23 protein-coding genes and 1 other RNA gene are annotated in these 24,726 nt (G+C 57.8%); 16 read left to right on the top strand and 8 right to left on the bottom strand.

Going from position 1 to position 24,726, the window contains the following annotated elements; translation table 11 throughout:
- Positions 1 to 164 precede the first annotated feature (164 nt).
- A complete protein-coding gene (locus B3075_RS07810) occupies positions 165 to 2,435 on the bottom strand; it encodes a ribonuclease R family protein (protein WP_290489689.1) in 2,271 nt (756 codons plus the stop codon).
- A gap of 37 nt (positions 2,436 to 2,472) precedes the next feature.
- On the opposite strand from B3075_RS07810, the gene B3075_RS07815 reads away from it, so the two are divergent.
- The 5 genes from B3075_RS07815 to B3075_RS07835 all read left to right on the top strand — a co-directional run bounded on the left by B3075_RS07815 (position 2,473) and on the right by B3075_RS07835 (position 6,322).
- On the top strand, positions 2,473 to 2,673 hold the full coding sequence (locus B3075_RS07815; RefSeq protein ID WP_290489690.1) for a hypothetical protein: 201 nt from the start codon (positions 2,473 to 2,475) through the stop codon (positions 2,671 to 2,673).
- Positions 2,670 to 3,422: a hypothetical protein gene (locus B3075_RS07820; protein WP_290489691.1), complete on the top strand. Its 753-nt coding sequence runs from the start codon at positions 2,670 to 2,672 to the stop codon at positions 3,420 to 3,422. The genes B3075_RS07815 and B3075_RS07820 overlap by 4 nt, the downstream gene beginning before the upstream one ends.
- Positions 3,423 to 3,488: 66 nt before the next feature.
- Positions 3,489 to 3,626 (top strand): hypothetical protein, encoded by a 138-nt coding sequence (locus tag B3075_RS07825; protein ID WP_290492068.1) that lies wholly within the window; start codon positions 3,489 to 3,491, stop codon positions 3,624 to 3,626.
- Positions 3,627 to 3,634: 8 nt separating this feature from the next.
- Complete coding sequence (locus B3075_RS07830) at positions 3,635 to 4,546, top strand: hypothetical protein (RefSeq protein WP_290489692.1); 912 nt, start codon at positions 3,635 to 3,637, stop codon at positions 4,544 to 4,546.
- A 6-nt stretch (positions 4,547 to 4,552) separates the two neighbouring features.
- On the top strand, positions 4,553 to 6,322 hold the full coding sequence (locus tag B3075_RS07835; protein WP_290489693.1) for a hypothetical protein: 1,770 nt from the start codon (positions 4,553 to 4,555) through the stop codon (positions 6,320 to 6,322).
- Between the two features lie 25 nt (positions 6,323 to 6,347).
- Here B3075_RS07835 and B3075_RS07840 read toward each other — a convergent pair whose 3' ends face one another.
- The 4 genes from B3075_RS07840 to B3075_RS07855 all read right to left on the bottom strand — a co-directional run bounded on the left by B3075_RS07840 (position 6,348) and on the right by B3075_RS07855 (position 11,324).
- Positions 6,348 to 8,855: a U32 family peptidase gene (locus B3075_RS07840; protein WP_290489694.1), complete on the bottom strand. Its 2,508-nt coding sequence runs from the start codon at positions 8,853 to 8,855 to the stop codon at positions 6,348 to 6,350.
- A gap of 26 nt (positions 8,856 to 8,881) precedes the next feature.
- Positions 8,882 to 10,096 carry a bifunctional folylpolyglutamate synthase/dihydrofolate synthase gene (locus B3075_RS07845; protein WP_290489695.1) on the bottom strand — a complete coding sequence of 405 codons (1,215 nt, stop codon included), beginning with the start codon at positions 10,094 to 10,096 and terminating at the stop codon, positions 8,882 to 8,884.
- A gap of 65 nt (positions 10,097 to 10,161) precedes the next feature.
- Positions 10,162 to 10,256: signal recognition particle sRNA small type (ffs, locus tag B3075_RS07850), an RNA gene on the bottom strand.
- 51 nt (positions 10,257 to 10,307) lie between these two features.
- Positions 10,308 to 11,324, bottom strand: a complete 1,017-nt coding sequence (locus B3075_RS07855) for a hypothetical protein (protein ID WP_290489696.1) — start codon at positions 11,322 to 11,324, stop codon at positions 10,308 to 10,310.
- A 165-nt stretch (positions 11,325 to 11,489) separates the two neighbouring features.
- Between B3075_RS07855 and B3075_RS07860 the strand changes: the two genes are divergently transcribed.
- Positions 11,490 to 12,911, top strand: coding sequence for a Gfo/Idh/MocA family protein (locus B3075_RS07860; RefSeq protein ID WP_290489697.1), 1,422 nt, complete (start codon positions 11,490 to 11,492; stop codon positions 12,909 to 12,911).
- A 73-nt stretch (positions 12,912 to 12,984) separates the two neighbouring features.
- Here B3075_RS07860 and B3075_RS07865 read toward each other — a convergent pair whose 3' ends face one another.
- The 3 genes from B3075_RS07865 to B3075_RS07875 are packed head-to-tail and all read right to left on the bottom strand — an operon-like array spanning position 12,985 to position 17,695.
- The gene (locus B3075_RS07865; RefSeq protein WP_290489698.1) at positions 12,985 to 15,672 is read right to left on the bottom strand and encodes a DEAD/DEAH box helicase; all 2,688 of its coding nucleotides are present in this window, start codon (positions 15,670 to 15,672) and stop codon (positions 12,985 to 12,987) included.
- Between the two features lie 37 nt (positions 15,673 to 15,709).
- Complete coding sequence (locus B3075_RS07870) at positions 15,710 to 17,167, bottom strand: bifunctional metallophosphatase/5'-nucleotidase (protein WP_290489699.1); 1,458 nt, start codon at positions 17,165 to 17,167, stop codon at positions 15,710 to 15,712.
- Between the two features lie 24 nt (positions 17,168 to 17,191).
- Entirely contained in the window at positions 17,192 to 17,695 is a 504-nt protein-coding gene (locus B3075_RS07875) for a septal ring lytic transglycosylase RlpA family protein (RefSeq protein ID WP_143245709.1), read from the bottom strand.
- A 150-nt stretch (positions 17,696 to 17,845) separates the two neighbouring features.
- Here B3075_RS07875 and B3075_RS07880 point away from each other — a divergent pair, with 150 nt between their 5' ends.
- The 10 genes from B3075_RS07880 to B3075_RS07925 all read left to right on the top strand — a co-directional run bounded on the left by B3075_RS07880 (position 17,846) and on the right by B3075_RS07925 (position 24,716).
- Positions 17,846 to 18,718 (top strand): NAD(+)/NADH kinase, encoded by an 873-nt coding sequence (locus B3075_RS07880; protein WP_161994145.1) that lies wholly within the window; start codon positions 17,846 to 17,848, stop codon positions 18,716 to 18,718.
- A gap of 222 nt (positions 18,719 to 18,940) precedes the next feature.
- Positions 18,941 to 19,168, top strand: coding sequence for a 50S ribosomal protein L24 (gene rplX / locus B3075_RS07885; protein ID WP_012419972.1), 228 nt, complete (start codon positions 18,941 to 18,943; stop codon positions 19,166 to 19,168).
- Between the two features lie 66 nt (positions 19,169 to 19,234).
- Complete coding sequence (gene rplE, locus B3075_RS07890; protein ID WP_012419973.1) at positions 19,235 to 19,816, top strand: 50S ribosomal protein L5; 582 nt, start codon at positions 19,235 to 19,237, stop codon at positions 19,814 to 19,816.
- Positions 19,817 to 19,828: 12 nt separating this feature from the next.
- The gene (rpsH, locus tag B3075_RS07895; protein ID WP_012419974.1) at positions 19,829 to 20,230 is read left to right on the top strand and encodes a 30S ribosomal protein S8; all 402 of its coding nucleotides are present in this window, start codon (positions 19,829 to 19,831) and stop codon (positions 20,228 to 20,230) included.
- Positions 20,231 to 20,251: 21 nt separating this feature from the next.
- Positions 20,252 to 20,791: a 50S ribosomal protein L6 gene (gene rplF / locus B3075_RS07900; RefSeq protein ID WP_012419975.1), complete on the top strand. Its 540-nt coding sequence runs from the start codon at positions 20,252 to 20,254 to the stop codon at positions 20,789 to 20,791.
- A gap of 35 nt (positions 20,792 to 20,826) precedes the next feature.
- Positions 20,827 to 21,189, top strand: a complete 363-nt coding sequence (rplR, locus tag B3075_RS07905) for a 50S ribosomal protein L18 (protein WP_046434433.1) — start codon at positions 20,827 to 20,829, stop codon at positions 21,187 to 21,189.
- A 16-nt stretch (positions 21,190 to 21,205) separates the two neighbouring features.
- Positions 21,206 to 21,868: a 30S ribosomal protein S5 gene (gene rpsE, locus B3075_RS07910; protein ID WP_031930630.1), complete on the top strand. Its 663-nt coding sequence runs from the start codon at positions 21,206 to 21,208 to the stop codon at positions 21,866 to 21,868.
- A gap of 62 nt (positions 21,869 to 21,930) precedes the next feature.
- Complete coding sequence (gene rplO, locus B3075_RS07915) at positions 21,931 to 22,389, top strand: 50S ribosomal protein L15 (protein ID WP_012419978.1); 459 nt, start codon at positions 21,931 to 21,933, stop codon at positions 22,387 to 22,389.
- A gap of 164 nt (positions 22,390 to 22,553) precedes the next feature.
- The gene (gene secY / locus B3075_RS07920; RefSeq protein WP_022196959.1) at positions 22,554 to 24,032 is read left to right on the top strand and encodes a preprotein translocase subunit SecY; all 1,479 of its coding nucleotides are present in this window, start codon (positions 22,554 to 22,556) and stop codon (positions 24,030 to 24,032) included.
- 33 nt (positions 24,033 to 24,065) lie between these two features.
- Entirely contained in the window at positions 24,066 to 24,716 is a 651-nt protein-coding gene (locus B3075_RS07925) for an adenylate kinase family protein (protein WP_290489700.1), read from the top strand.
- Positions 24,717 to 24,726: the final 10 nt, after the last annotated feature.

Consider the following 24,726-nt stretch of genomic DNA (forward strand, 5'->3'; position numbering starts at 1 on the left):
ACTTACGGAGTCAGCGTCCTGAATTCATAGGCGTGAGGTCGAGTTCACAAGTAAACAACAATTTTTCTATATATGAAAAATACAATTTACTTCAAGAGAATTTCTGCAGGAAAGTTCGGATTCAGCATCCGTATGAGGTTGTTTCCAAATGCGGGCATCTGCCGTCAGCGGTTCCGCCGCCCGCGGCCGGATGTGCGCTTCTCCTGTTTGGCGGGGAAGGCCGTTTTTTCCGTTTGCCGCGGTTTCTCCCGTGAGACGATGGCGAAATCCGCCCACTGCTGCTCCCTGTCCACTTTCACGGGAATGACGGGAACGCGCAGCCCCGCGCACAGCACGGAACCATGGTCGTTTTTCCAGCGGCTGGCAAACGCCTCATACACCCAGCGGCCGCCGGGAAGTTTGTCCGGCTTGACCAGCCCCTTAATCTGGAGGCGCGGGATTTCCAGCAGCACGCCGAAGTGGCGCGTTTCCGTAACCAGAGCTTCGTGCACTTCCGGATGATCCGTGTAGCACTGACCTTCCAGCCATTCGAAGAGTTTCATCCGGTTCGCGTCCTTTTCCGCGCTGGCGGAAATTCGTTCCGTCTCTGAAATGTGTTCCGCGTCTTCCTCCAGCCTGCCTGCACTGCCTGCTCCTTTGGCTCCTTTGGGAGGATTGGACAGCAGGGGATTCAGGGAGCGGTGAACCACCAGGTCCGCGTAACGGCGGATGGGGCTGGTAAAATGGCAGTAATTGGGAGTGGCCAGGCCGTAGTGGCCCAGGGGTTCCGTGTCGTACCTGGCCCTCATCAGGCTTTTCAGGAGCGCCAGTTTAAGCAATTGCTCGTCTGGGGAATCCTTGATGGACTTCATTAGTTCATTCAGGTACTGGCGTTGTCCGATATCGTGGATGGGATGCCCGTACAGTTTGCACAGCTGGCCGAATTCAAACAGTTTGGAGGAATCCGGTTCTTCGTGAACACGGTAGATGGTGGGACGGTTCCCGTTTTTCAGAGCCAGGGCCACGGCCTCGTTGGCGGCCAGCATGCACTCCTCAATAAGCTGATGGCTTTCATCGTATTCTTCCGTGATGATGCCCGTCACACGGCCGTCCTTGTCCATAACGGCTCTCACTTCCGGAAAGTCCAGATCCAGGGCTCCCTTGGCGTAGCGGTTGCGGCGCAGGATGGAGGCCAGATTCCAGGCTTCCCGCACCGTGGAGGGAACTTCCCCCTTGTCGTTTCCTTTCAGCATGGCGAAAGCCTCCTGGTAGGTCAGGCGCGCCTTGCTGCGGATGAAAGCGTCCGCAAAGCGTGCACGGAGCATCTTCCCCTTTTGATCAAATTTCATTTCGCATACTTTTGTCAGGCGCACGACATCCGGCCGCAGGCTGCACAAATCGTCGGAAAGGCGGGGCGGGAGCATTGGAAGGACGCGGTCCGGCAGGTACGTGGAATTGCCGCGGCGCAGGGCTTCCCCATCCAACGCGCCGCCGGGCCTGACGAAATGGGAGACGTCCGCAATGTGAACGGCCAGCGTCCAGCCGGACGGAGTGGCCGTGATGGAAATGGCGTCGTCAAAATCCCTGGCGCTTGCCGGGTCAATGGTGATGACGGTACGGTCCGTCCAGTCTTCCCGGCGGGCGAGTTCCCCGGGGGAAGGGTTTTGAGGCAGCGTTTCCAGCTCCCGGAGCACGGAGGCGGGGAATTCCGCGGAAAGGCCATATTTTCTGATAACGGCTTCCATGTCCACGTGGGGTTCGTCCGGATAGCCGAGCACCTCCACGATTTTCCCGCGCGGGGCTTTCTTTTCCTCACCGCAGGGTACGGGCTCCACGGAAACCAGTTGGCCGGGAAGCACCTCCATGGCGGGTTTTTCCGCCAGTTCAATGGATGACGGAGAGCTTACGCCGTCCCCCAGCACGCGGCCCGGCTTGTTCTTTCCGGTGCGGAAGACGCCAAGCCAGCGGGAGCGCGCGCGTTCCGTCACTTCCTCCACGCGGGCTTTCATGCCGGCATCCGGGGAAGAAAAGCGGTCCCTGCAGATATTCCTCCGGCCCTTGGCCGTCTTGCGTTCCACGCGCACGGCCACCCGGTCCCCGTCCAGGGCAGTGCCCAGACGGTTGGGTTTAAGTTCCAGCTCCGGAATGGCTTCCGTGTCCCATCCCAGGGCCGCAGCGGCGGGGTCCCCTTTTCTGGGGAGAAAAAGAATCTTGCCGGAGCGCAGGATGCGGATCATGCCATGCACCAGGTTCCGGCGTTCCCGCTTTAAAGCGTATCTGCCCTTTTGTAGCCGCACGAGTTTTCCTTCCTCCTCCATCTGGTCCACCAGGGCGCGGAAATCCAGCTTCTGCCGGGAATCCACGTTCAGGGCGCGGGCCAGTTCGGATTTGCTCTGGGGTTCGTAACGTCCGTCTTCCATGTGACGGATCAGGCGGTCTTTAAGGGAATGATTCATTTTGCGGAAGTTCCGGGAAAAGGTGTCTCCCATTCCCATGGAAACCATCATAGGGCGGTTTGCGCGCCGCTTCAAGGCGCGGGCGGTGCATGCCGCGTTCGTCAGCGGTTTTTGGCCTGCTGCCGGGCATGCCGTTGTGCGGGACCGCAGTCCGTCTAGGGATTTTTTTAATTATGTGGCGTATGGATTGACAATGATCTGTTTTTTGGATTTAACGATGTTTGGTCGTTTTTTATGAAAACATTTATTTTTCCGTTTTTGGCCTGCTGTTTCCTGGCGTTCAACGCGCTGGCGTCCAAGGGCGTTGAAATACGGCATGAAACCCAGTTCTGCGCGGCGGAAGTATATTTCAGGTATCCCGATCGCAACCCTCCCCAGGAGGAGATAGACAAAAGCAACAGGGAAAGAACGACCGTCACCCTCCGGGAATACATCACCCTGACCGCCACGCTGGACGGCAAAGAGCTCCCCGAAGGCACCCGGTGCGACTGGTCCGCCGTGGAAGGAGGGGAATATTTTAAAATCGAAGTTGACGATGTAGATGAAAAACCGGGGCAAGTAACTGTCAACATCAATACCCTGGCCAAAACGCGGCAGACGCTCAAGGTGAAGGCGGAGGTGGACGGGGGGGAGCAGGTGGTGGAATTCACCCTCATCCCGCCCCAGGGGCTGATGTACGCGGGGGCGGAGAGTCCTTTCCGGCAGGCGGAGGAAGAAGCGGCCAAGGTGGGATGCACCGCGGGGCTGAGCGCCCTCCGCATCCTGCGCGTGTACCCCTTGAGCGTCAGCTTCACCAATCTTTACTCCCTGGAGCAGCATGTCGGTTATGAGCCCGACTCTCTTCCGAACCATCCCCTGGTCAGCGAGCATGCGCCTTCGCCGGATCCCGCACGGGTTTCCGTCACCAATGAAGTCTATGACAGCACCAACTGCCTGTATCCGCCGGCGCTCATTGACGCGTTCTCGGGGTCCATCGGCTGGACGTAGAAGTGCCGCTGGCAGATATTCGGATGTACGGATGACCCCCAAGGAGGCAGGTACACGAAAGAAAAAGTGCTCTGGGATTTCAACACGGATCAGGTTTTCTCCATCAGGCGCGATCCCGATACGGGAACGGTGCACTACCGGATCCAGAAGTTCAAGGGATTGAACAAAAATGACCCGGGCATCGTCACCGCAACAAGCAACTGATTTTCTTTATGAACTATTACCTTTCCCTCTGTCTTTCCGTGTTTCTTTTCTTTTCCGTCGGGAGCCGCGCGGATGAAGCCGCGTACGGCGACCTTCCTTCCTTCATGAACATCCGGCCCGAAAGGCTGAGCGGGGACGCGCGGCATCTGAAGGACCTGCTGGACCAGGGGAAGCTGGGCGATTTTTACCAGCAGGCGCTGCCCGTGCTCAACAGGGAGCTGTTTGACGAGGACGGCGGAATGACCCCGGAAGAGCTGGGAAACGCCCTGTTCATCAACAACATGGTCGTCAAGGCCCCCTATCAGGACTACCGGTTGGACAACTTTTCCACCTGTATTAACGAAGGTGATTTGCGTGCTAAGTTTAAAGCGTATGGAAATCTTTCCAAAATTAAAAAATATGTACGGGAGAACAAGAGGCTCAGGCAAGGGAAGGATCTCGCGAGGTTCTGCCTGGAGGCGGAGTTCGAATATATCAGGCGGATGATGCTTCAGGGCGCCGCCGTTTACCGCTACATCGCCGGGCTGGAGGCGGAGCACGGGAAGTTCCATCCCGTGAGGCCGGTCGACACGCTGCCCTACTGGCGTTACCGGGAGACGAAAAACCTCGCCGCCTGCGGTGCGGAAGAGGAACGGCGCAGGAAGGCCCTGTACGAGCGGAATGTGGACGGACTGGTCCGCCTCCGGCAGTCCTTCCGCTGGTATATTAAACACAGGGAGGGTGTCCTGTTGAATATCGTTCTGAAGCTTCACCCCGGGAACCGGAGCCGTGCGCTGGAAAGGCTGAGGGAATGCGGCTACAAGACGGACCGGGAGCTGGTGGAGTTTCTGGAGAGGACCGGCGGCATGAGAAAGAGAGTTCAATTCCTGTACTCTCCCGGGATGCTCCGGGAACACAGAAAACTCGGGAAAGAGGATTAACCAGCCATGACCGCGAACGCCCTGCTGAGAACGCTGTTGTGCTGCGCCCTGTTACTGGTATCTGGTGTTTCCCGGGCCCGGGATGTCGCCGCCGTGGAGAGTTTGCTGAGAGCGGATTATTCTTCAGTCATCATTGACGGCGTACGGAATCAACTCCGGAAACAGCTTGATTCTGGTACTCTTTCACCGGAAAAAATCCGGCGGATAGTACATCATCCGGAATTGGAGCAACTGTGCCATATCGGACAATTTTTCCGTTATGCCAGCCAGGAAAAGACGTTTCCAACAAAAGAGCTCCGGGACCGGACGTTTACCAGGTGGCTTGTCTCCCATCCGGAAGTTTTCCGGAAACTGGCCCATGCTGGGTATGCTCAGCAGAACAGTCTGGCTATTCTTTACCGTCTGTGGAATAGCGCAGACAGGGACTTGTGCGGAGTTGACCTTAACATCGCCCTGGGGGCCTGTCTCATCGCCGATGTTTTCACGGCAGAGGAATGTATAGCCAAGTATGGATTTTACCATGATTCCCATCATCATGGCAGGTGTTATCCGCAGGCCGACAGCCTTGAACCGTGGGAGTGGGCCGTAGTTCTGAGAGGAAAAGAGAGTCTGGAAGATCTGGCATGGGCCCAGCAATTTATTGAAGGGAAAAACATCAAACCCGAGCAGGCAGGGGGTAAATTTACCGGATTTATTCCCTACCGTAAAAAGAATCACAGAGGAATCAGCGTCCATGCCGGGGCCGCGTTTTACGATAACAAGCCCATCACTCTTCAGCTTTATACGGAATATGGAGGCGTGTGCGGAGCTGTTTCCAAGGGGGCCGCGGGTTTTTTAAGAGCCAAAGGCGTCCCGGCGTACCCCATCGGGCAGCCGGGGCATTGCGCTTTTATTTGGAAACACCCCAAAGGGCAATGGCTGATCGGCAACAACATTGGAGGATGGAACTGGGCCAACGGTGGAAATAGACTGCCGTGGAAAGGCCCCGTGCAGATTATCGCCGCCCTCTGCGCTTTCTGGCAGGGCCCCCAGGCCCGTGAATCTTCCTTGATGTACGATTTATCTTTTTATTCCCGGAATCCGCAGCATGTGGAACTGCTGCTTCAGGAGGCGTGCCGGGCCAATCCTTACAATTATCCGGCCTGGGTGCGTTATTTGGGCATCAAGGCGGGAGGTGCGGCCGATAAGAAGAAGCTGGAGTACCTCATTCAGTTCAGCAAGGCGATGCCCCGTGAACATAACCTGATTGATTACGTGGCGGGTCATGTTTTGAAGATTAACCCTGAAAAGGTGAATCCCTATGAATTGTACGCCTGCGGGGTCAGCCCGGACAGTACGCCCGAAGCAGAAGAACTTTTCATCCGGCAATTTTGGAAAAAGCTGATTGCCGACTGCCCTGAGGTTAAACTCCATGCTATTTACAAGGAAGGGACTACCGGTAATTTCTTAAATTTGTGGCTGGAGAAATCAAAAAATGTCAAATGGAATTCCAAAATGAAGAGCAAAACCAGCAGGGCTTTTCAACAGGCGTTGCTGGCTTTGACCGGCAAGGAAAAAACTTTCATTAAAATGATGAAAAGCTACCGCCGGTTTCTCATCATGTGGAATGATGAGAAATATATGATGCAGGCGCATGAATTTGTGCAGGACCATTTAAAAGGCATTACCAGCGACCAGGTGAAAAAGGAGATGGCCGGCATGGGTAGAAAAATGGGTATCCTTTTAAAGAATGATAAAATATTGAACATGTATGGTCAAAACCGGGAATCCGAATAGGGATTGACCATTGTTCAAAGGGACATTATCTGGGCCGGAGCGTGCCTTCCGTGGTGCCGAGCTGTTCCGCGACATCCAGTTCCCGGATGAGCCGGGCCGCCGTGCAGGAGCCGTCCAGCAATTCCCGGTAGCGGGACACCAGAAGGCGTATTTTTTCCGGGGGATCATCCAGCAGTTCCAGACGGAGGCGGGAAAGACCCAGGCGGCGGAAGCCCCGGAGGAAGCCGGCTCCCGTCTGAGCGCGTCCGTTGAACAGCGTGTTCCGGCACCCGGCGTCCGCCAGCAGGGGATGAAGCTGGCCTACGCGGTCACGCAGCTGCACATGATGCCGTTCGCAGGGGCGTCCGCAATTCTTATAACTGGTGCCGTCCGACAGGAAGGTGCAGAACACGCAATGCTCCATGTGAAACATGGGCATATGCTGATGCAGAGTCAGTTCAAACCATTCCGGCGGCGCGGCGCGGAGCAGGTCCGCCACCTGTTTCGCGTTCAGGTCGTAAGAGAGGGTGAGATATTCCAGCCTCCCCCGTTCTTTCAGGATAGCCGCGCTATACGGATTGGCGACATTCAGGGAAAAATCCCCAATGCGGCGCAGGGGGGAATGGCGGAAGTATTGCGCCGCGCCCAGGTTGCGGATGAGGATGCCGTCCGGCTCCGCCCGTTCCATGAGCTTAAAGTAACCGGTTTCAGACGGCTTCTGGATGCGGGGCGTCGCCAGAAAGACGGGGATGCTGTCCGCGTGCTGCCGAACCGCTTTCACTCCCGCCGCATAGTCCCGGAGGTCTTCAAAGTCCAGATAAACGGCATCCGCCCCGGCATCCAGAACGGAAGGTATCTGTTCCGGTCTGCGGCACAGCACAGACAGGTACGGCGGCGCGTCCGGAGCTGCCGCCCCCGCCGGAAGCGCGGCAGGGGTGAAAGCCGCGGAAAGACGGGAGGGAACGGGGGCTTCCCTCTCCTGCCGGACCGTTTGAATTTGTTCCACGAGGGCGCGCCTTGCCTGGTTGAGGATGCTGAGCGGGAGCATCAACCCGTTCGGCAGCCGGCATTCGCAGGAAGCCAGGCGGAACCCCGTTCCTCCCAGTCTGCCGAGCTGCTGTTTCAGCGCTTCAGGAGTCAGCGGGCGTTTTTCCGCCGTTTGCAGGGGCTGTGCGGACTGCACGGAACACCCGTATTCCGGGCAGGAAACCGTTAGAGGCTCCCCGGCGGATCCGGTACATGTCAAATGGAGGGGTACGGAGGCTTCCGGCAGGTGTTCCCGCATTTTTTTCAACTCCGCGTTCAGAGCCGGATCATCCGTTTTCCAGAGCTTCTGCCCCGGCCTGACCCTGCTCCAGTCAATGCGGGATGCTTTTCCATGGAAGAAAAGGCGGTTTCTCTGCACTTTCCAGATACGACCGCCCTGTTCTTCATTGCGGTCTTCCCCTGCATCAATGACGAAGCCGTCACCGGGCGCGAGCGGAATGCCTCCTTCCGGTCTGATATCCAGCCAGCCCTGACCGCTGTTCATGATGACGCCTGCATAAGCGCCCCTCTTTTTACCGTAGCGGCCGTGGGTCAGACGCGGGTGGTCCGTTCCGTCCAGCCAGCCTGTGGAGAAGCCGCGTGAAAATACCATTTGCAGTGCGTAGCGGTCGCGTATGGTCACCATTTCATCCACAGGTATTCCAGCGCAGGCGGCGTCCAGGGCTTTTCTATAGGCCGCCGTCACCGCCGCAACGTATTCCGGGCTTTTCAGGCGACCCTCTATCTTATAGCTTTTTACGCCCATGCGGACCAGGTCCGGGATGCGGTCAATGGCGCACAGGTCCTGGGGGCTGAGCAGGTAGCGCCGTTCTCCCAGGGGAACGGCTTTGCCGTCTACAACCAGGGAATAGGGCAGGCGGCAGGCCTGCGCGCATTCCCCCCTGTTGGCGCTGCGCTGGCCCAGGCTTTCCGATGTAAGGCACTGGCCGGAGTAGGCCACGCAGAGCGCCCCGTGAACAAATACTTCCAGGGGTATGTCCGTATGCCGTACGCATTGCCCGATTTCCTTCAGGCTCAGTTCCCGGGCCAGGACGGCCTGCTTCAGGTCCAGGAATCCGGAGGCGAATTCCAGCCCGTCCGGAGAGGAAAGCGTCATCTGGGTGGAGGCGTGCAGTTCCAGCTTCATGTCGGGAACCTGCCTTCCCCATTCCGTCAGGCAGCGGGCAAGTCCAATGTCCTGTACGATGACTCCGTCCGCGCCGGCGGCATTCAGGTGGCCCAGGTAGGAGAGGGCGTCCGCCAGCTCGGAGGTGAAAATGAGCGTATTCATGGTCACGTACCCCCTCACGCCGTGCGCGTGAAGGAAACGCATCAGTTCCGGAAGGGAATCCAGCGTGAAGTTGTTTGCGCGCAGACGGGCGTTGAAACGGTCCAGACCGAAATAAATGGCGTCTGCGCCATTGGCTACGGCGGCGCGGGCGCAGTCCATGTCCCCGGCGGGGGCAAGCAGTTCGGGACGCAGGTCTCCGGGCCGGAGGGCGGAAAGGGTCATGTCGTCGGAAGTCACGGGGAAAGGCAAAGAGGCTGTCGGGGTTATTGGGCGGTGCTGCGTTTTTCCGCATGGCGGAGCAATGCTTTCAAATCTCCCAGAAGGAACAGGGAACCTGCCGCCAGAGCGGGGAACGGGGAAGCCAGCGCCGCCTGCAGCCCGTCCGGAAGCGTGGAATGAATGAAAACGGGGCCGGTTTCCTGCCCGGCCAGCAGGGCAGCCATTTCTTCCGCCGGCATGATGCGGGGGGAAGTGCAGGGAACCAGGTGCCATTCTCCGGCAATTTCCCGCAAAACCGGAATCATTTCCCGGATATGCTTGTCTGCGGATGCGGCAAAAACCAGAGCCGCCTTCCGTCCCGGGAATTCCTTTTTCCACGTGGCTGCTAGCACGCGCGCCGCATGTTCGTTATGAGCGCCGTCCAGTACCAGAGGGGGCGTCTCAAGGCGTTCGAACCGTCCGGGCCACTGTACCTTGGCCAGGGCAGCGGCGGCTGCGGCAGGGGAGGGAAGAGCATGGAGTTGCCTCATGGTTTCCAGCGCCAAGGCTGCGTTTTCCCGCTGATGGGTTCCGGGCAGGGATGGGCGGGGCGTGTTCCGGTTCGCCCGGGCAATCGTGAGGGGAGAACGGCGGTTCCGCGCCGTCCGTTCAATGACGGCCATGACGTCCGGGTGCTGCACGGCGGTTACGGACGGTTTGCCGGGGGCGATGATGGCCGCTTTTTCCGCGGCAATCTCTTCCAGGGTGTCTCCCAGATACTGCTGGTGGTCCAGACCGATGGGGGCCAGTACGGCAATGTCCTTGGGCACGGCGTTAGTAGCGTCCAGCCTTCCGCCCAGCCCTGTTTCCAGAATGATGAAGTTCACGCTGTTTTTACGGAAGTGGCGCAGGGCGACGGCCAGAGCCAGCTCAAAAAAGGTGGGCGGCTGTTCCCAGCCTTCCGCCAGTTGTTTCAGGAAGGAAATTTCCTCCGCCAGAGCGTCCGGAGCAATCATGTTCCCATTGACGCGGATGCGTTCAGAAAAATCTACCAGATGGGGGGATGTGAACAGGCCCGTTACATAACCCTGCGCCCTGGCCAGGGCCTCAATCATGGCGCAGGTGGAGCCTTTGCCATTGGTGCCGGCCACATGGACCACGGTGGCGTTGATATGGTCCGCCCCGGCTGCCGCCAACAGTTTTTCTGTGTTGTCAAGCCCCAGCTTGATCCCGAAAAATTGGGTGGAGAAGAGCCAGTCAAGGGCGGCGGATACGTTCATGGGCGGTATTTTACCACGGGAAAACTCCCGTTCAACTCCGGTATGGCGGGGAGAGCCATAAAATACCGCCGGGAACAGACGCGGCAAACACGAACAAGCTACCGTTGCTACCTCTCGGTCCTGGCGGGGTTTGCCAGTCGTGCCTCCACGGGGTTCCCGACGGCCCACCCAGTAAACTAGGTTTGCAGTGCAGTGTCAACCTTCAAAGACATCATCTCCTTCTGGCGAAAGAGAGCAGAATGGAGATCAGCAACATTACGCCGATGACGGCCGCCGCCGTGAAAAAAATCTCTTCTTCCTGTCTGAGCCGGCTGCGCTCTTCTTCGATTTTCGCGTCTCTGACGCGTTGCAGCCCGTGCAGGGCTTTGGTCTGTTCCTCTACATCCGCCTCCGTTCGCATGACAATCGTTTCCTCATGGTTGACGGCCTGGTCGTAAGGAGCGATCATCGCGCGGAATTCGGGGTCTTCCGAAAGTATTTCCGTTTCATCATAATCTTCCGCCAGGGGGGAATTCATGGAGTCCCGAAGGCTGGCGATTTGTCTGTCCACGTTGTTTTGGAACAGGCCCAGCTCCCTTTTGGCCTTTTCGTAGGCTTCCGTCTGGTCTCGCAGAGCGGCTTCCCCCTGGTTGGTAATGCGCTCCAGTTCCTGCGGAAGGCTGGCCTGAAGTTGGAGCAGATCCGCCCGGTTCTCCGTCACTTTAAAATCCCCGCTTTTCTTGTTGGATGCCTCCGCGCGCTGGATGCGGTTGATGTCCAGACGGGTTTCCACCTGACGTATTTGTTCCTGAATCCGGTTTCGGGCGTTGTCCAATTGTTGTCTGGTGGCGTTCCGCCTGCTTTTGAGTTCTTCCACTTCCGCAACGCGGCGGTCATATTGTTCCAGCAGATAGGCTATTCGGGCTTCCGCGCTTCGGGCATTGGGCCTCCCGTTCACGGGGGAGGGCGCCTTTTTCCCGTCTTTTCCCTGGTCGGTCTGCTTGGTTCGGGAATCCCAGTACTTGCGTACGGCTTCTTCCTTCCGTTGAATGGCTTTTTGGAGGCGCGCCGCCTGCTGTTCGTGAAGTTCCGCGGCTTCATCAAAACGGGCTTGGGCCGCATCCAGCTCCGGGCACGGTTCCTGCTCCATGGCTTTGAGAGCTTCATGCTTGGGTGCGATGCCGTTTTGATAATAATTCCAGCCGTAGTATCCCCCGGCGAGCAACAGGATGAGAAGGAGGTAACGCATAAATGAAAGGAGGGTAGAGTCAGAAGCAAATCTCATAGTGAGAGTTCCGCCGGATTTTGCAAATCCTAAAATCAGCCATCCGGAGCTTTTTCCCTCAATAGGGAGAATGATGATAAATCCACTCCGGAGGGGGCGTAGTTTTCCTTGAAGCCATACTTTCAAGCCATGTCTATTTTCCCATCACGCAGACAGTTTCTCAAATCCCTGGGGCTTGCGGCCGGAGCGGCTGCCGCCGGAAATGCCCTCCCCGGGCAGGCTGTGGAAATCCCTGCCGGAGACCATCTCTGGAAATCGGCTTTTCCGGCGGTCCCGAGGCCTTCCGGTTCCACATACATGGGTGGATTCAAGGCTCCCCGGCTGGATCGCATCAGGCTGGCTTTCATCGGCGTGGGCGGGCGCGGGTTCTCCCATCTGACGCAAATGTGCGTGATGGATGGAGTGGAAATCGTGGGCATATGCGATTTGAAGGAAGAGTTGACGAGACGCGGAATGGACCGCGTGCTTTCCAGAATGGGGAAAAGCCCTCTGGGTTATTCCGGCGGCGACAAGGAATACCTGACCATGCTGAAGGAGCTGCAACCGGATGCCGTCATTATCAGTACGGATTGGAGCTCGCACGCCAGAATCGCCTGCGACAGCATGAAGCACGGCGCCCACGCCTTTGTGGAAGTTCCGCTGGCCGTCTCTCTGGAGGAACTCTGGAATCTGGTGGATACCAGCGAGGCCACCAGGAAGCATTGCATGATGATGGAAAACGTCAACTATGGGCGTGATGAACTCATGTTCCTGAACATGGTCCGGCAGGGCGTCATCGGCGACCTGCTCCACGGGGAGGCCGCGTATATCCATTGCCTGGTGACGCAGCTGGGGGACACGCGCGGGGAAGGGGCCTGGCGGCCGGAATATCATACCAGAATCAATGGCAACCTGTACCCCACCCACGGGTTGGGGCCGGTGGCTCAATATATGAATTTGGAGCGTAGAGAGGACCGTTTCTGCCGTGTGGCGGCGTTCGCTTCTCCTGCTCTCGGGCGCAATGCCTACGCTAAAAAGCATCTTCCCGCCGATCACCGCTGGAACAATACCCCATTCATCTGCGGCGACATGAATACGGCCGTCGTCAAGACGCAGCTGGGGCGGACCATTCTTGTCCAGCTGGATGAGACGTCTCCCCGGCCTTACTCCCGCGCCAATCTGATTCAGGGAACGGAGGGCACGCTGGCCGGCTTCCCAACCCGCGTAGCGGGCGAAAAGCTGGACAACGGCAATTATCATGAATGGATTGAAGGCAGGGAAAAACTGGCCGCTATTTACGAAAAATACGACCATCCCCTCTGGAAACGCATCGGGGAGCTGGCCACGAAAATGGGCGGCCACGGAGGCATGGACTTCGTGATGCTTTTCCGCATCGTGGAATGCCTCCGGAATGGAAAGCCGATGGATCAGAACGTTTACGAAGGAGCCGCCTGGTCTTCCCTGCTGCCGTTGACAGCCCGTTCTATCGCCCAGGGCGGCCTCCCCGTGGAATTTCCGGATTTCACCCGCGGAGACTGGAAAACCACCGCGCCTCTGTCCGTGGTTTCATGAATAGCGCCGGGGATGAAGGGGCATTGTCCTCTTCCGGGAAGTTCGGGAAGGAATCCGTTCTTCCGCAGAGAGCTCAACAAGGACTGCCGGAAAACAAATCGTTTAATTCTTCCGCGCTCATCTTCAGGAGCCATTGTTCGGGGCCTCCGGAGAACAGGTCGTCCGCCATGCGGCTCTTGTTCTTCAGCATGGCGTCAATGCGTTCCTCAATAGTGCCCCGGCAGATCAGGCGGTGCACAAGTACGTTCCGGTGCTGCCCGATGCGGTAGGCCCGGTCCGTGGCCTGGTTTTCCACAGCGGGGTTCCACCAGCGGTCCACGTGGATGACGTGGGAGGCCTGGGTCAGCGTCAGGCCGGTGCCGGCGGCTTTCAGAGACAGGATGCAGAAGGGAGGCCCGGATTCCTTTTGAAAGGCGGTGACGATGTTCTGGCGTTCCGGAATGGGCGTCCCCCCGTGCAGGGTAAGCCCGGAACGGCCGAAGACTCCGGACAAGAGATCGTGCAGGTGAGGAATGATGGAGCGGAACTGGGTAAAGAGAATGGTTTTTTCCTGCCGGGCGGCAATGGAAGCGCACAGTTCCTGAAGACGCCGGAACTTTCCGGAACGTTCCGGCGCGTAGTCGTCCGTGCCCTGGAACTGGGCGGGGTGGTTGCATATCTGCTTGAGGCGTGCCAGAATGGGTAAAATCAGCATCAGGCGGGCAGCCGGGTCCGGTTCGTCCAGTACGGCATGCAGCATGTCTATCTGTGTTTGGTAAAGGGCGGCCTGTTCCGGCGTGAGGGAACAATAGGCCGGTATTTCCGTTTTGTCCGGCAGATCGGGAACCAGCGCCGGGTCCGTTTTCATTCTGCGCAGGATGAAGGGGCGTACCAGGCGCCGCAACGGGGCATAGCCGTGTTCCAGGGAACGGGTGAAGGATTCAAAGCTTTTTCTGCTGCCCAGCAGCCCCGGATTCAGAAATTCCATCAGGCTCCAGAGTTCATTCAGGTTGTTTTCCACCGGTGTGCCGGACAGGGCTATGCGTCGCTCCCCATGCAGGGAACGGATGGCGCGGGAACGGGCGGAGCCTGCGTTTTTAATAGCCTGTGCTTCATCCAGAATGATGGCCGGAAAATGCAGGTCGGCCAGCGCGGACGTGCGCGCGGCCATGCCATACGTGGTGATGACGGCGTGGCAGTCTTTCCGGCGCGGGGTATTTTCCGGCTGCCACGGGTCCGGGGAGGAAGGGTGCATGATGCGCAGCATAAGTTCCGGAGCGAAGCGTTGCGCTTCTTCCTTCCAGTTGGACAGGAGGGAGGCCGGAACTACAATCAGAGCCGGCAGGTTCTCCAGCCGGCCTTTTCTCCGCAGGACGTCCAGCCACGCGATAGCCTGAAGGGTTTTCCCCAGTCCCATATCATCCGCCAGGCATGCGCCGAAACCCCGTTCCGTAATCCGGTAAAGGAAAGAAAACCCTTCTTTCTGGTAAGGGCGCATCAGTGCGTCCAGCCGGGGAGGAAGCTCCGGTACGGGGGCAGGGGTTTCCCCCGTCAGGATGTCCAGGGCCTGCCGGAGGTTTTGTCCCGGTTCCATGACGCAGTCTTCATCCGGTTCCGGAATCTGTACAAGTTGGCTGGAAGGGCCATTAACCAGCATTCTCAGGCCCTGGACCAGAGGGATGCCGAGGGAGCTCATCATGCGTGCCGCTTTAGTCCACCGGTCCATTAAATCCCGGACTTTCCGGGCGTCTACGCGAACCCATTCCCCCTTGAAGCGGATCAGGCCGTCTCCGTTGCTGAGCAGTTCCCCCAGTTCCTCCGGGGTCAGGTCTTTGCCTCCCAGAATGGCGGATACGGAGAAATTCAGCAAACTGCGGACGGAAAGCCCGGAGGAATGGGCTGTCTTTTCGCTTCCGGATGCATCCGCCGTGACTTTTACCTGCAGTTTGGGAGGGTTCTTTTTCCATAGATTCACCATGCGCACAATGATGCCTGCGCGTTCATAGGTCGGCGTATCCTGCAGAAAGTCCCGGGCTTCCGGAGCGCTCCAGGCCATCGGCGTATAAATTTTCCCGTTATCCAGCAGCCGCCTCAGCAGGGAACTTTCCCGTGCCGCTTCTTTTAAGGGCTGGAGCACAGCCAGCAGGGCGGTGTGATTTCCTTCATGGAGTTTCAGGGCGGTGGAGAGGGGAAGGTGGCGCACCTGGTTGTCCGCAGCGCTTTGATGCGCAAAGGTGGCCATGAAAGCAAAGGGGCGGGCTCCTGTGGCGTCATCCCGATTTTCCGCAAGGTGGAAAAATACCTTGCCTATCTGATTCCAGGGAGCGCCCAGGCCGTTCAGCCATTCGGCGGGGGTGATGCCTCGGGCGCGGATTTCCTTTGCTATTGCCTTTCGCAAGTCTTCAAGCCATCCGGCAATGATAGCTGGCGTGGCATATTCCGCGCCCGGTATGGGGGGGAATTGTTCCGCCAAAGAGGCTTTTTCCGCGGCGGAGGCCAGAAGATGGTCCAGAACAGCATCTACCTCATCCGGCCTTTCTGCGGCAGCGTGCGCCATGCGGGTAAGCGCCTGGCGCGCCATGTTCTTGATAAAGAACGCGCCCGGATCCGGGGCGGTTTCCCAGTTGGATACGGCCAGTGCATACAGTCCGTTTCCGGTTCCTTCTTCAAACAGGCGGTCGAAGGGCGGCGTGTCCGTCACCGGAGCGCCGGAGGGAAGGATGCGGAAACCATTGATATTCCGTTTCTCTTCCGGTACTGCATCATAGGGATCCGGCTGCATGGCTGGCGGGAATGTAGCGTGAGCTTGCGGCCGTAGTTCAAAGGGCGAACGTTTTATCTCTGATGATAGGCAGCTTGGACGGCGGCGGATTGAGCAGCTTTTTGGTTTGTTTCAGGTAATCAATCAGGGCTTTACGGACATCTATCCCCGTCGGTTTGCCGTTTCCCCGTTGGGGAAAGATGAAATTGCTGCACAGGTAGTCTCCCATGGCGACAGTGTAAATGACCCCGTTTTTCAGCGTGCTGGTAATGCTGGGCGTAACACCGTCCATGATCTGGTAGGAAAATCCGGAGCAGTAAACTTCCAGAATGCCTCCTTCGTCATCGGTCGGAGATATGAATTTGGACAGGATCAGTTGTTCAACGTCCGCCTTGCTCATGGAGCAGGTGACGATCTTTTCCCGGAAGGGTTCCAGTTCGTAAACGTTCCTGATGGTAATGGGTCCCTTGGCGAGATGGTTTTTGGTTCGTACGCCGTTACGGTTATAAATGGCGATGTCCGAACGGGAAGCCTGTTGAATGGCTTTGCAGAAAAGGGTGCCTATGGTGACGTGCGTGATATCTTCTTCGGCGACGCCTACCTGATGGTTGAAAGACGGATTAACGGTAAATTCCCGGACGATTTTCTCTGCTTCCGGATCGTTGGGAATGTCTGCGTCCAAAGAAACGGCCCTGGTTGATTTGGAAAGGACGGAAACGGGTTTTTCCGTGGAGAAGATGATTTCCGTAACTCCTACGTGGCTCAAACTATGTCCCGTGTGGCTGAGCAGCGTGCCTGTTCTGAGATGACCGCTGGGAAGCATGACATGGGTATGGCCTCCGAGAATGACGTCGATATTCGGAGAATATTTCATCATTTTCAGATCCTTACCGTATCCCAGATGGCTGAGGATGACGTTAATGGTGTTGTGGTGAAGCCGGAACCTGTCCGTGATGCCCTTGTAATCTTCTTCATCCGGCAGCGTCCATGAGATGCCGGCCATCTTCCTCACATCCGTGGTTTGAAGGTCCGCCAGACCTATGAACCCTACGGAAACGGACGTGCCTTCAATCGGGATGCTGACATACGGAGAGAAACAGTTTTCCAGAGTAGGGGAAAGATTGGCGTTGGTAATGACAAATTTGGTGGAAGGCATTCCCTCAATATGGTCGCGCAGGGCCTCCTGCCCGTAGTCCAGGTCATGGTTTCCGATGGTCACTACGTCATACCCCAGTTTATTCATCAGGATGGTAAGGGGCTTGCCCCGTTTTTCGCAGTCGTCCACATAGGGATTACCCACGAAATAATCTCCTGAATCCACCAGCAGCACGTGCGGATACTTGGCGCGGTATTGTTTTACCAGCGTGGCCAGTTTTGGGAAATTGTCCAGATTGCCGTGAATATCACTGGTAGAAATGATAATCAGCGTTTTATTGGGATCCGATTCAAACTCCTGGGCCAGAGAGAACGGGCACAGGCATGCCAGGACGGCAAGAACAATGCGGGGCGGAATCATGCAGGGGAAGGTAATGAAATGGGATTAACGGGCGAAAACCTCATACGGGCCGTCGCCCACGGAGATGACTTCCAGACGAACCCTGGACACGCCGCGTTTATGCAGGCCGATGCGGCTTGCAGCAGAGGTGGTGAGGTCTATCAGGCGATTGCTGTGAAAGGGCCCGCGGTTGTTGATCCTGACGACGATTGACTTGCCGGTTTCCAGGCAGGTGACTTTTACCTTGCACGGCATGGGCAGGGTTTTATGGGCTGCCGTCATGGAACGCCGGGGATTGATGTACTCTCCGGAAGATGTCTTCAGGCGGCGCGCTTTGCCGCCGTACCAGGAGGCATAGCCGGTTTCATGATATTGCAGGGCATCCGCCACGCTCATGGGAATATATCTTTTTCCCCGCACCCGATAGGGCGCATTTTTAACATGCGCCTCTGCCGCCTGAACGGACGGCTCCGTTTTCTGAGGGCGCTTCTCCATGGTGGAGCAGCCCGGCATCAGAAAAAGCAGCGGAACGAAGAGGAGCCATTTCACGCTTTCTACATTTAACACATATTTATAATCCTGTATAACAAAAAAGGAACAGGAATTGAAATTTAAGGAATAGAATAAGGGCGGAACAATCTTTTCCCGGCCGCGGTTTACCAGTTGAGCGGCCCGGAAAAATGCAGTATGATCTCCCGCATGAATTCTTCCAAGGTAATCGGCCTGGTCGCGCTGGCGGAAAAACCGGGACTGGGGGAAGCGTTGCGCATCATGCGCCGGGAACTTTCCCGCCACGGGCTGGGCTCCTGCGTCATTGAAACGCCGGATGCCCTGGAACGGGCTATCGGGCGGTGCGGCATGCTGGTGACCTTCGGAGGGGACGGCACCATGCTGACCGTCTCTTCCCTAGCGGCCATGCACCGCGTTCCCCTGGCGGGAGTGAACCTGGGCCGGCTGGGATTCATGACCACCTGTTCCGTGCAGGAACTGCCGCTTCTGGCGTATGCCCTTCAGGAAGGTTCCTACCTGACGGATGAACGTTCCATGCTTGAAGTAGTACGGGCAGGGGAAGACGGCGTTGCGGCTCCTCCCCGCAAGCTGGCCTTGAATGAAGTTTCCCTGATCCGCGCCCAGTCCGGCAAGATGGTGGACCTGGATGCGGAGATAGACGGGGAATTGCTGAACCGCTACCATGCGGACGGCGTTCTGGTTTCCACTCCCACCGGCTCCACGGCATACTCCCTTTCCGCCGGGGGGCCTCTGGTCTGGCCCATGTCCCGTGTCGTATGCGTCACCCCCATCTGCCCGCACAGCCTGACCAATCGTTCCGTGGTGCTTCCTGACACCATGACCATACGCCTGCGGCCCCGCGAGCGCCGCGGCCGCTTTGACTCCATGGTCTATTCCCTGGACGGCCGTTCCGCCTATCCCATTGAAGTGGGAGAAAGCCTGGTAATCCGGAAGGCGCCGGAAACGCTTTCCCTGGTTCATCTCCGGAAGCAGAATTTCGGCGCCCTGCTGAGGGCCAAGCTGCGCTGGCAGGGGGCGGAGATCCCTTCCGATGATGAATAGACCGTCGCGGAAGCCCGGCTCCCGGCGGGCTGTTCCCCCCTGCGGAATTCCCGCATCCGGGAACAGTCCTTCGTTCATCGTTCCGCATTGGCGCAGGGGCGGTAAAACGATTTTTTTAGGATGCGGGCTTGACGAAAAGGCCTATCCTATCATACTCTTCCTGCCCTGCCACCAAGGGGGTGGCAGATCTTAATCGCATAAACGCGTAAGAAATAGTCATATATGAAGACCCACGTGAAAAAAGGTGATGAAGTGGAAATCATCGCCGGACGTAACCACAAGGGCAAGCGCGGCACCGTTCTCGCCGTGAATGCTTCCAAAGGTACTGTCATCGTAGAAGGCGCCCGCACCCTGAAAAAGGCTGTGCGCCCGACCGAACAGAACCCGGAAGGCGGCATTCAGGAAATCAACGGCCCGATTCACATCTCCAACGTGAAAAAAGTAGGCTAGGCCATCCGGTCTGACCCTGCGCTTAAGCCATATCAATCATTAATAAAGAGCTGACCCGCTAAAACAATGAGTACACCAACACTGCAAACATACTACCGTGAAAAGGTCGTTCCCGGCCTTCAAGCGAAGCATGCATACAAGAACGTGCATCAGATTCCCCGCCTGGAGAAGATTGTTGTCACCTCCTGCATGGGCAAGCACCCGGACCGCAAGCAGGCCGTGGAAGATGCCGTTAATGAAATCGCCAAAATCACCGGACAAAAACCCTCCGTCACCTATGCCCGCAAGAGCGTGGCCAATTTCAAGGTGCGTGAAGGCGAACCTCTGGGAGCCCGCGTAACGCTGCGCGGCGCCCGCATGTGGGAATTCCTGGACCGCTTCATCAATATTACGGCTCCGAACATTCGCGACTTCCGCGGTCTTCCCTACAAGTCCTTTGACGGCAACGGGAACTATGCCGTCGGCATCTCCGACCAGTCCATCTTCCCCGAAATCGAACTTGACCAGATCAAGCGTCAGATCGGCTTCGATATCATTTTCGTGACTTCCGCTCCTACGGACGATGAAGGCCGCGACCTGCTTCGCGCCCTGGGCGTCCCCATGCGCGAACCGAAGAAGGCCGAAGAAACCCAAACCGCCAACGCCTAACTATTTCTTACCATGGCCGTATTAAGTGATCCCATTTCCGACTTCCTCACCCGCCTGAAAAACGCCAGCCTGGCCGGCAACGAGGAATTTACCGCTCCCTGCTCCAACATCAAGGTGGAAATCGCCCGGATTCTGCAGGAAGAAGGCTACATCTGGAACTATGAAGTGACCGGAGAAGGCTCCAAGAAGCAAATCAAGGTGAAGATCAAGTTTACCCCGCAGGGCAAGCCGGTCGTTACCGATGTGAAGCGCAGCTCCAAGCCGGGCCGCCGCCAGTACGTTTCTTCCGAGGACATTCCCCGCGTTCTCAGCGGGCTTGGCATTGCCATCGTCTCCACCTCCCGCGGTGTGATGACCGGTGCGCAGGCGCGCAAGCAGAGCATTGGCGGCGAACTTCTCGCCCTTGTATGGTAACCATTAACATTTCCTAAACATATGTCCCGAGTTGGTAAAAAATCCATCACATTGCCGGACAAGGTAACGGTAAAGGTTAACGGCTCTTCCGTTCAGGTGGAAGGCCCCAAAGGAAAGCTTTCCTGGACGCTTCCGGAAGGCATCACCGCTACCGTTGAAGGCAATCAGCTCTCCGTTGACCGCGCCGGCGAAAGCCGTCAGCTTCGCGCCCTGCACGGTACGAACCGTTCCCTGTTGAACAACATGGTCATCGGCGTGTCCGAAGGCTTCGTCAAGAACCTTGAAATCGTCGGCGTCGGTTTCCGCGCCGCCGTCAAGGGCAACATCCTGGATCTGAACCTGGGCAAATCCCATCCGATCAACCAGGTAATCCCGGAAGGCCTCAAGGTAACCGTGACCGAAAACACGAAAGTGACGGTCGAAGGCATCGACAAGCAGGTCGTGGGCCAGTTTGCCGCTGAAGTCCGTGCGTACTATCCCCCGGAACCCTACAAGGGCAAGGGTGTGCGTTTCGTCGGTGAAGTTATCCGCCGCAAGGAAGGCAAGAGCGTCGGTAAGTAATTCAGGTAATAACTATTACAACATATTTACACACGATGAGTACTATCAATCGCAAAGCCATCCGCGCCAAGGTTCGCCGCCGCATCCGCAGAAAGGTTTCCGGAACGGCTTCCCGCCCCCGCCTGGCTGTCTATTTCTCCAACCGCCACGTCTATGCCCAGATCATCGACGATACGGTGGGCAAGACTATCTGCTCCGCTTCCACGGCCGATGCTTCCATCGCCGATCCTTCCAAACTCGCCAACTGCGCTACCGCTACCAAGGTGGGCAATCTGATCGGCGAACGCGCGAAGGCTGCCAATGTCACTGAAGTCGTTTTCGACCGCGGTGGATTCAAGTTCTGCGGTAAGGTGAAGGCCCTGGCCGATGCCGCCCGCGAAACCGGTTTGAAATTCTAATTGAAAGATTCCCTAAATGAATAACGAAACGGAAAACACTGCTCCTGCTACGGAAGCCGCCGCTCCCGCTCAAGCGCAGCAACCCGCAACGGGCGGCCGCGGACCCCGCGGACCCCGCCGTGATGGCCAGAATGGCCGCGGACCCCGCGGACCCCGTCGTGACGGACGCCGTGGCCCTCAGGCTGAAGCTCCCGTGGAAGAAGGCCCCCAGCTCGCTGAAAAGGTTGTGTTCATCAACCGTTGCGCCAAGGTCGTCAAGGGCGGCCGCCGCTTCTCCTTCTCCGCCCTCGTCGTGAGCGGAGACATGGAAGGTCGCGTAGGCTTCGGCTTCGGCAAGGCCAATGAAGTGGCAGACGCCATCCGCAAGGCTACGGAAGCCGCCAAGCGCCAGCTTCGCCCGGTCTCCATCGCCAACGGCACGATTCCGCATGAAGTCTACTCCGAATTCGGCGGCGGCAAGGTGCTTCTGAAGCCCGCCTCCCCCGGTACCGGCCTGATTGCCGGCAACACCATCCGTGCCGTGCTGGAAGCAGCGGGCGTGCGTGACATTGTTGCCAAATCCCTCGGTTCTTCCAACCACGCCAACGTGGTGAAGGCAACCCTGCAGGCTCTCGCTTCCCTGCGCACGAGCGACCAGGTTCTTGCCGACCGCGGCAAGAAGAAGGAAAAGGCCATCTAATCTGATCAGGAGGCGGCGGCCCGGCGCCGCCGCCTCCACGAAATCCAACCATTGTAAATAACATGTTACAGCTTCATACGATTAAGCCCAATCCCGGAGCCAAGCACCGCAAGAAGCGCCTCGGCAACGGGGAAAGCTCCGGTCTCGGCAAGACCTGCGGCAAAGGCAACAAAGGCCAGAAGGCCCGTTCCGGCGGCACGATCCGGCCGGGCTTTGAAGGCGGCCAGATGCCCCTTCACCGCCGTCTGCCCAAGAAGGGGTTCAACAACACCCGCTTCCAGGATAAAATCCTCATCGTCAACCTCTCCCAGCTTGAACGCGTGTTTGAAGCCGGCGCTACGGTTGATGAAAACACCCTGCGTGCAGCCAAGCTCGTCCAAGGTCCCTGCGACGCCGTGAAGCTTCTCGGCAACGGCACCCTGACCAAGAACCTGAACGTAGTCGTGGACTTCGTGAGCGCCAGCGCCCGCGAGAAGGTGACCCAGGCCGGTGGCACCGTCACCGTGCTTAGCGAAGCCTAATCACATTTGGCGAACCGGGTCATGCAGCTTGACCCGGTTCGCATCATTGTGTTTACTGTTGCGGTTCCCATGGATGCCCCGGGTGCAAACCGCCGCGACATGCAAGCCAAGCTGCGCGCCAACTTTTATATTACAGGACCATGATATCCGCATTTGCAAACTCCATGAAAGTACCGGAGCTCAGGCGCCGGATTTTGTTCACACTGGCGATGATTGTCGTCGTCCGCCTGGGGGTACAGATTCCCCTGCCGGGCATTGATGTCATGGAGCTGCAGAAAGTGATTGAAGCCTCCACGAACGCCAGCGGCCCCGGAGCGGGTCTGGCTACCGTGCTGACCATTTTCTCCGGCGGCGGCCTCCAGCAGTGCGGCATTTTTGCTCTGGGCATCATGCCCTACATTTCCGCTTCCATTATGACCCAGCTCCTTTCCGCGGTGGTTCCCCAGTGGGCCAAGATGGTGCGGGAAGAAGGCGGCCGCCAGAAAATGACCAAGTGGACGCGCGCCATCGCCATCGTCATTGCCCTTGTGCAGGGCTGGTTCCTGGTCGGCACGCTGGAACATCCGGAACGCCTGCAGGCCGTGGGCCTCAACATTCCTGCGGACTGCCAGCTTGTCATTGACCCCGGCATCCAGTTCGCCCTCATGACGGTGCTCATTATGGTGGCGGGCACCATGTTCCTGATGTGGATAGGCGACCAGATTACGGAACGCGGCGTCGGCAACGGCGTTTCCCTCATCATTTCCGTCAACATTATTCACGCCCTTCCGGGGGCAGTCACCCTGGCCTGGAAAACCCTGGTGTACAAGGACGGCGCGGTTGTTCCCATGGGAGCCATGCTGCTCGTGGCCCTGATTGCCTTCCTGATTGTCGTGGTGGCGCTCGTCGTGACGGTGACGCAGGCCCAGCGGCGCATTCCCGTGCAGTACGCCAAACGGGTCATGGGCAACAAAATGTTCAACGGCGCCACGCAGTACCTGCCTCTCAAGCTTAACTACTCCGGCGTGATGCCCGTCATTTTCGCTACGGCCATCCTTTCCCTTCCGCAGGTTCTCTTCTCCCAGATCGCCCACTACAACACTACGCTGCAGTGGATCGCGACCAAGATGAATGACTGGCTGAATCCCGCTTCTTCCGGTTATTACATTATTTCCGGACTCATGATCTTCTTCTTCTCCTACTTCTGGGTGGCGACAATGTTCCAGCCCTCCCAGATCGCGGAAGACCTGAAGCGCAACGGCGGCTATATTCCCGGCATCCGTCCCGGCCCCCCCACTGCCCTTTTTCTGGACCAGACCATGCAAAGGCTGACCTTTGCCGGTTCCGCATTCCTGACCCTCATTTACTTCCTGCCTTCCCTGCTGAATATTGGGGGCAATATCCCCTACCTGGTCACCCAGTTCTTCGGAGGCACCAGCCTTCTCATTCTGGTGGGCGTACTGCTTGACATGATGCGCCAGGTGGAAACGACTCTTCTTTCCCGCAATTACGACGGCTTCCTGAAGAAAGGCAAGCTCAAGGGCAAATACGGGCACATCCAGGGTACCGGCGCCGCCGCGGGCAGCCGCACCGTTACCGTCATGTGGATTGTGATCGCCCTGCTTGTGCTGGCCGGAGCCATCGCCTACAACGCCATGCAGTAAGCCCTCCCCCCCTTTTTTACTGAAAGTAAAGATATGAAGGAACTCAAGCATTTCATTCTGGTTGGGGCTCCCGCATCCGGCAAAGGGACCCAGGGCCGGTTTCTGGCTGATACCTTCGGCCTCCATTCCCTGAGCACCGGCTCCCTGTTGCGGAGGGAAGTGGAATCCTGCACGGAACTGGGCCGGAAAGCCTTGAGCTATATGGACAGGGCCATGCTGGTTCCGGACGAGATTGTCAACGACATGGTGCGCGGCTGGCTGTCGGAGATGGATCATGGCGCGTGGCTGCTGGACGGCTATCCCCGCACGGTTGCGCAGGCGGAAGCGCTGGATCATTTTCTGAATCAGCGGGGAACGTCCGTGGACGTGGTCGTCTGGATGGATGTGTCCAGAGAACTCATTGAACAGCGCATCATGCGCCGCCGGGAATGTTCCACATGCGGTTACGTGGTGCAGACTCCGGAAGAGGAATGTTCCAAGTGCGGAGGGAAAATGGTTTCCCGCAAGGATGACAACATGGAAGCTTTCGCCCGCCGCTGGAAAGATTTTGAAGCCATGACGCTGCCCGTAGCCAGGTACTACGAAGCCCGCGGCCTGGTCGTTAAAATGACGGTGTCCGAAGAACGGGAACCTGCCGAGGTTTCCCGGGATCTGGCCCGCAAGCTGGAAGAGTACCGGCAATAAAAAGAATAAT

It is taken from the genome of Akkermansia sp. UBA7090, assembly GCF_002493465.1.
GTDB classification, from domain to species: Bacteria; Verrucomicrobiota; Verrucomicrobiia; order Verrucomicrobiales; family Akkermansiaceae; genus Akkermansia; species Akkermansia muciniphila_A.

Coding starts and splice junctions, on each gene's coding strand:
- B3075_RS07810 (WP_290489689.1), bottom strand. CDS start 2,435: ATGAATCATTCCCTTAAAGACCGCCTGATCCGTCACATGGAAGACGGA.
- B3075_RS07815 (WP_290489690.1), top strand. CDS start 2,473: ATGGAAACCATCATAGGGCGGTTTGCGCGCCGCTTCAAGGCGCGGGCG.
- B3075_RS07820 (WP_290489691.1), top strand. CDS start 2,670: ATGAAAACATTTATTTTTCCGTTTTTGGCCTGCTGTTTCCTGGCGTTC.
- B3075_RS07830 (WP_290489692.1), top strand. CDS start 3,635: ATGAACTATTACCTTTCCCTCTGTCTTTCCGTGTTTCTTTTCTTTTCC.
- B3075_RS07835 (WP_290489693.1), top strand. CDS start 4,553: ATGACCGCGAACGCCCTGCTGAGAACGCTGTTGTGCTGCGCCCTGTTA.
- B3075_RS07845 (WP_290489695.1), bottom strand. CDS start 10,096: ATGAACGTATCCGCCGCCCTTGACTGGCTCTTCTCCACCCAATTTTTC.
- B3075_RS07855 (WP_290489696.1), bottom strand. CDS start 11,324: ATGCGTTACCTCCTTCTCATCCTGTTGCTCGCCGGGGGATACTACGGC.
- B3075_RS07860 (WP_290489697.1), top strand. CDS start 11,490: ATGTCTATTTTCCCATCACGCAGACAGTTTCTCAAATCCCTGGGGCTT.
- B3075_RS07865 (WP_290489698.1), bottom strand. CDS start 15,672: ATGCAGCCGGATCCCTATGATGCAGTACCGGAAGAGAAACGGAATATC.
- B3075_RS07870 (WP_290489699.1), bottom strand. CDS start 17,167: ATGATTCCGCCCCGCATTGTTCTTGCCGTCCTGGCATGCCTGTGCCCG.
- B3075_RS07880 (WP_161994145.1), top strand. CDS start 17,846: ATGAATTCTTCCAAGGTAATCGGCCTGGTCGCGCTGGCGGAAAAACCG.
- rplX (WP_012419972.1), top strand. CDS start 18,941: ATGAAGACCCACGTGAAAAAAGGTGATGAAGTGGAAATCATCGCCGGA.
- rplE (WP_012419973.1), top strand. CDS start 19,235: ATGAGTACACCAACACTGCAAACATACTACCGTGAAAAGGTCGTTCCC.
- rpsH (WP_012419974.1), top strand. CDS start 19,829: ATGGCCGTATTAAGTGATCCCATTTCCGACTTCCTCACCCGCCTGAAA.
- rplF (WP_012419975.1), top strand. CDS start 20,252: ATGTCCCGAGTTGGTAAAAAATCCATCACATTGCCGGACAAGGTAACG.
- rplR (WP_046434433.1), top strand. CDS start 20,827: ATGAGTACTATCAATCGCAAAGCCATCCGCGCCAAGGTTCGCCGCCGC.
- rpsE (WP_031930630.1), top strand. CDS start 21,206: ATGAATAACGAAACGGAAAACACTGCTCCTGCTACGGAAGCCGCCGCT.
- rplO (WP_012419978.1), top strand. CDS start 21,931: ATGTTACAGCTTCATACGATTAAGCCCAATCCCGGAGCCAAGCACCGC.
- secY (WP_022196959.1), top strand. CDS start 22,554: ATGAAAGTACCGGAGCTCAGGCGCCGGATTTTGTTCACACTGGCGATG.
- B3075_RS07925 (WP_290489700.1), top strand. CDS start 24,066: ATGAAGGAACTCAAGCATTTCATTCTGGTTGGGGCTCCCGCATCCGGC.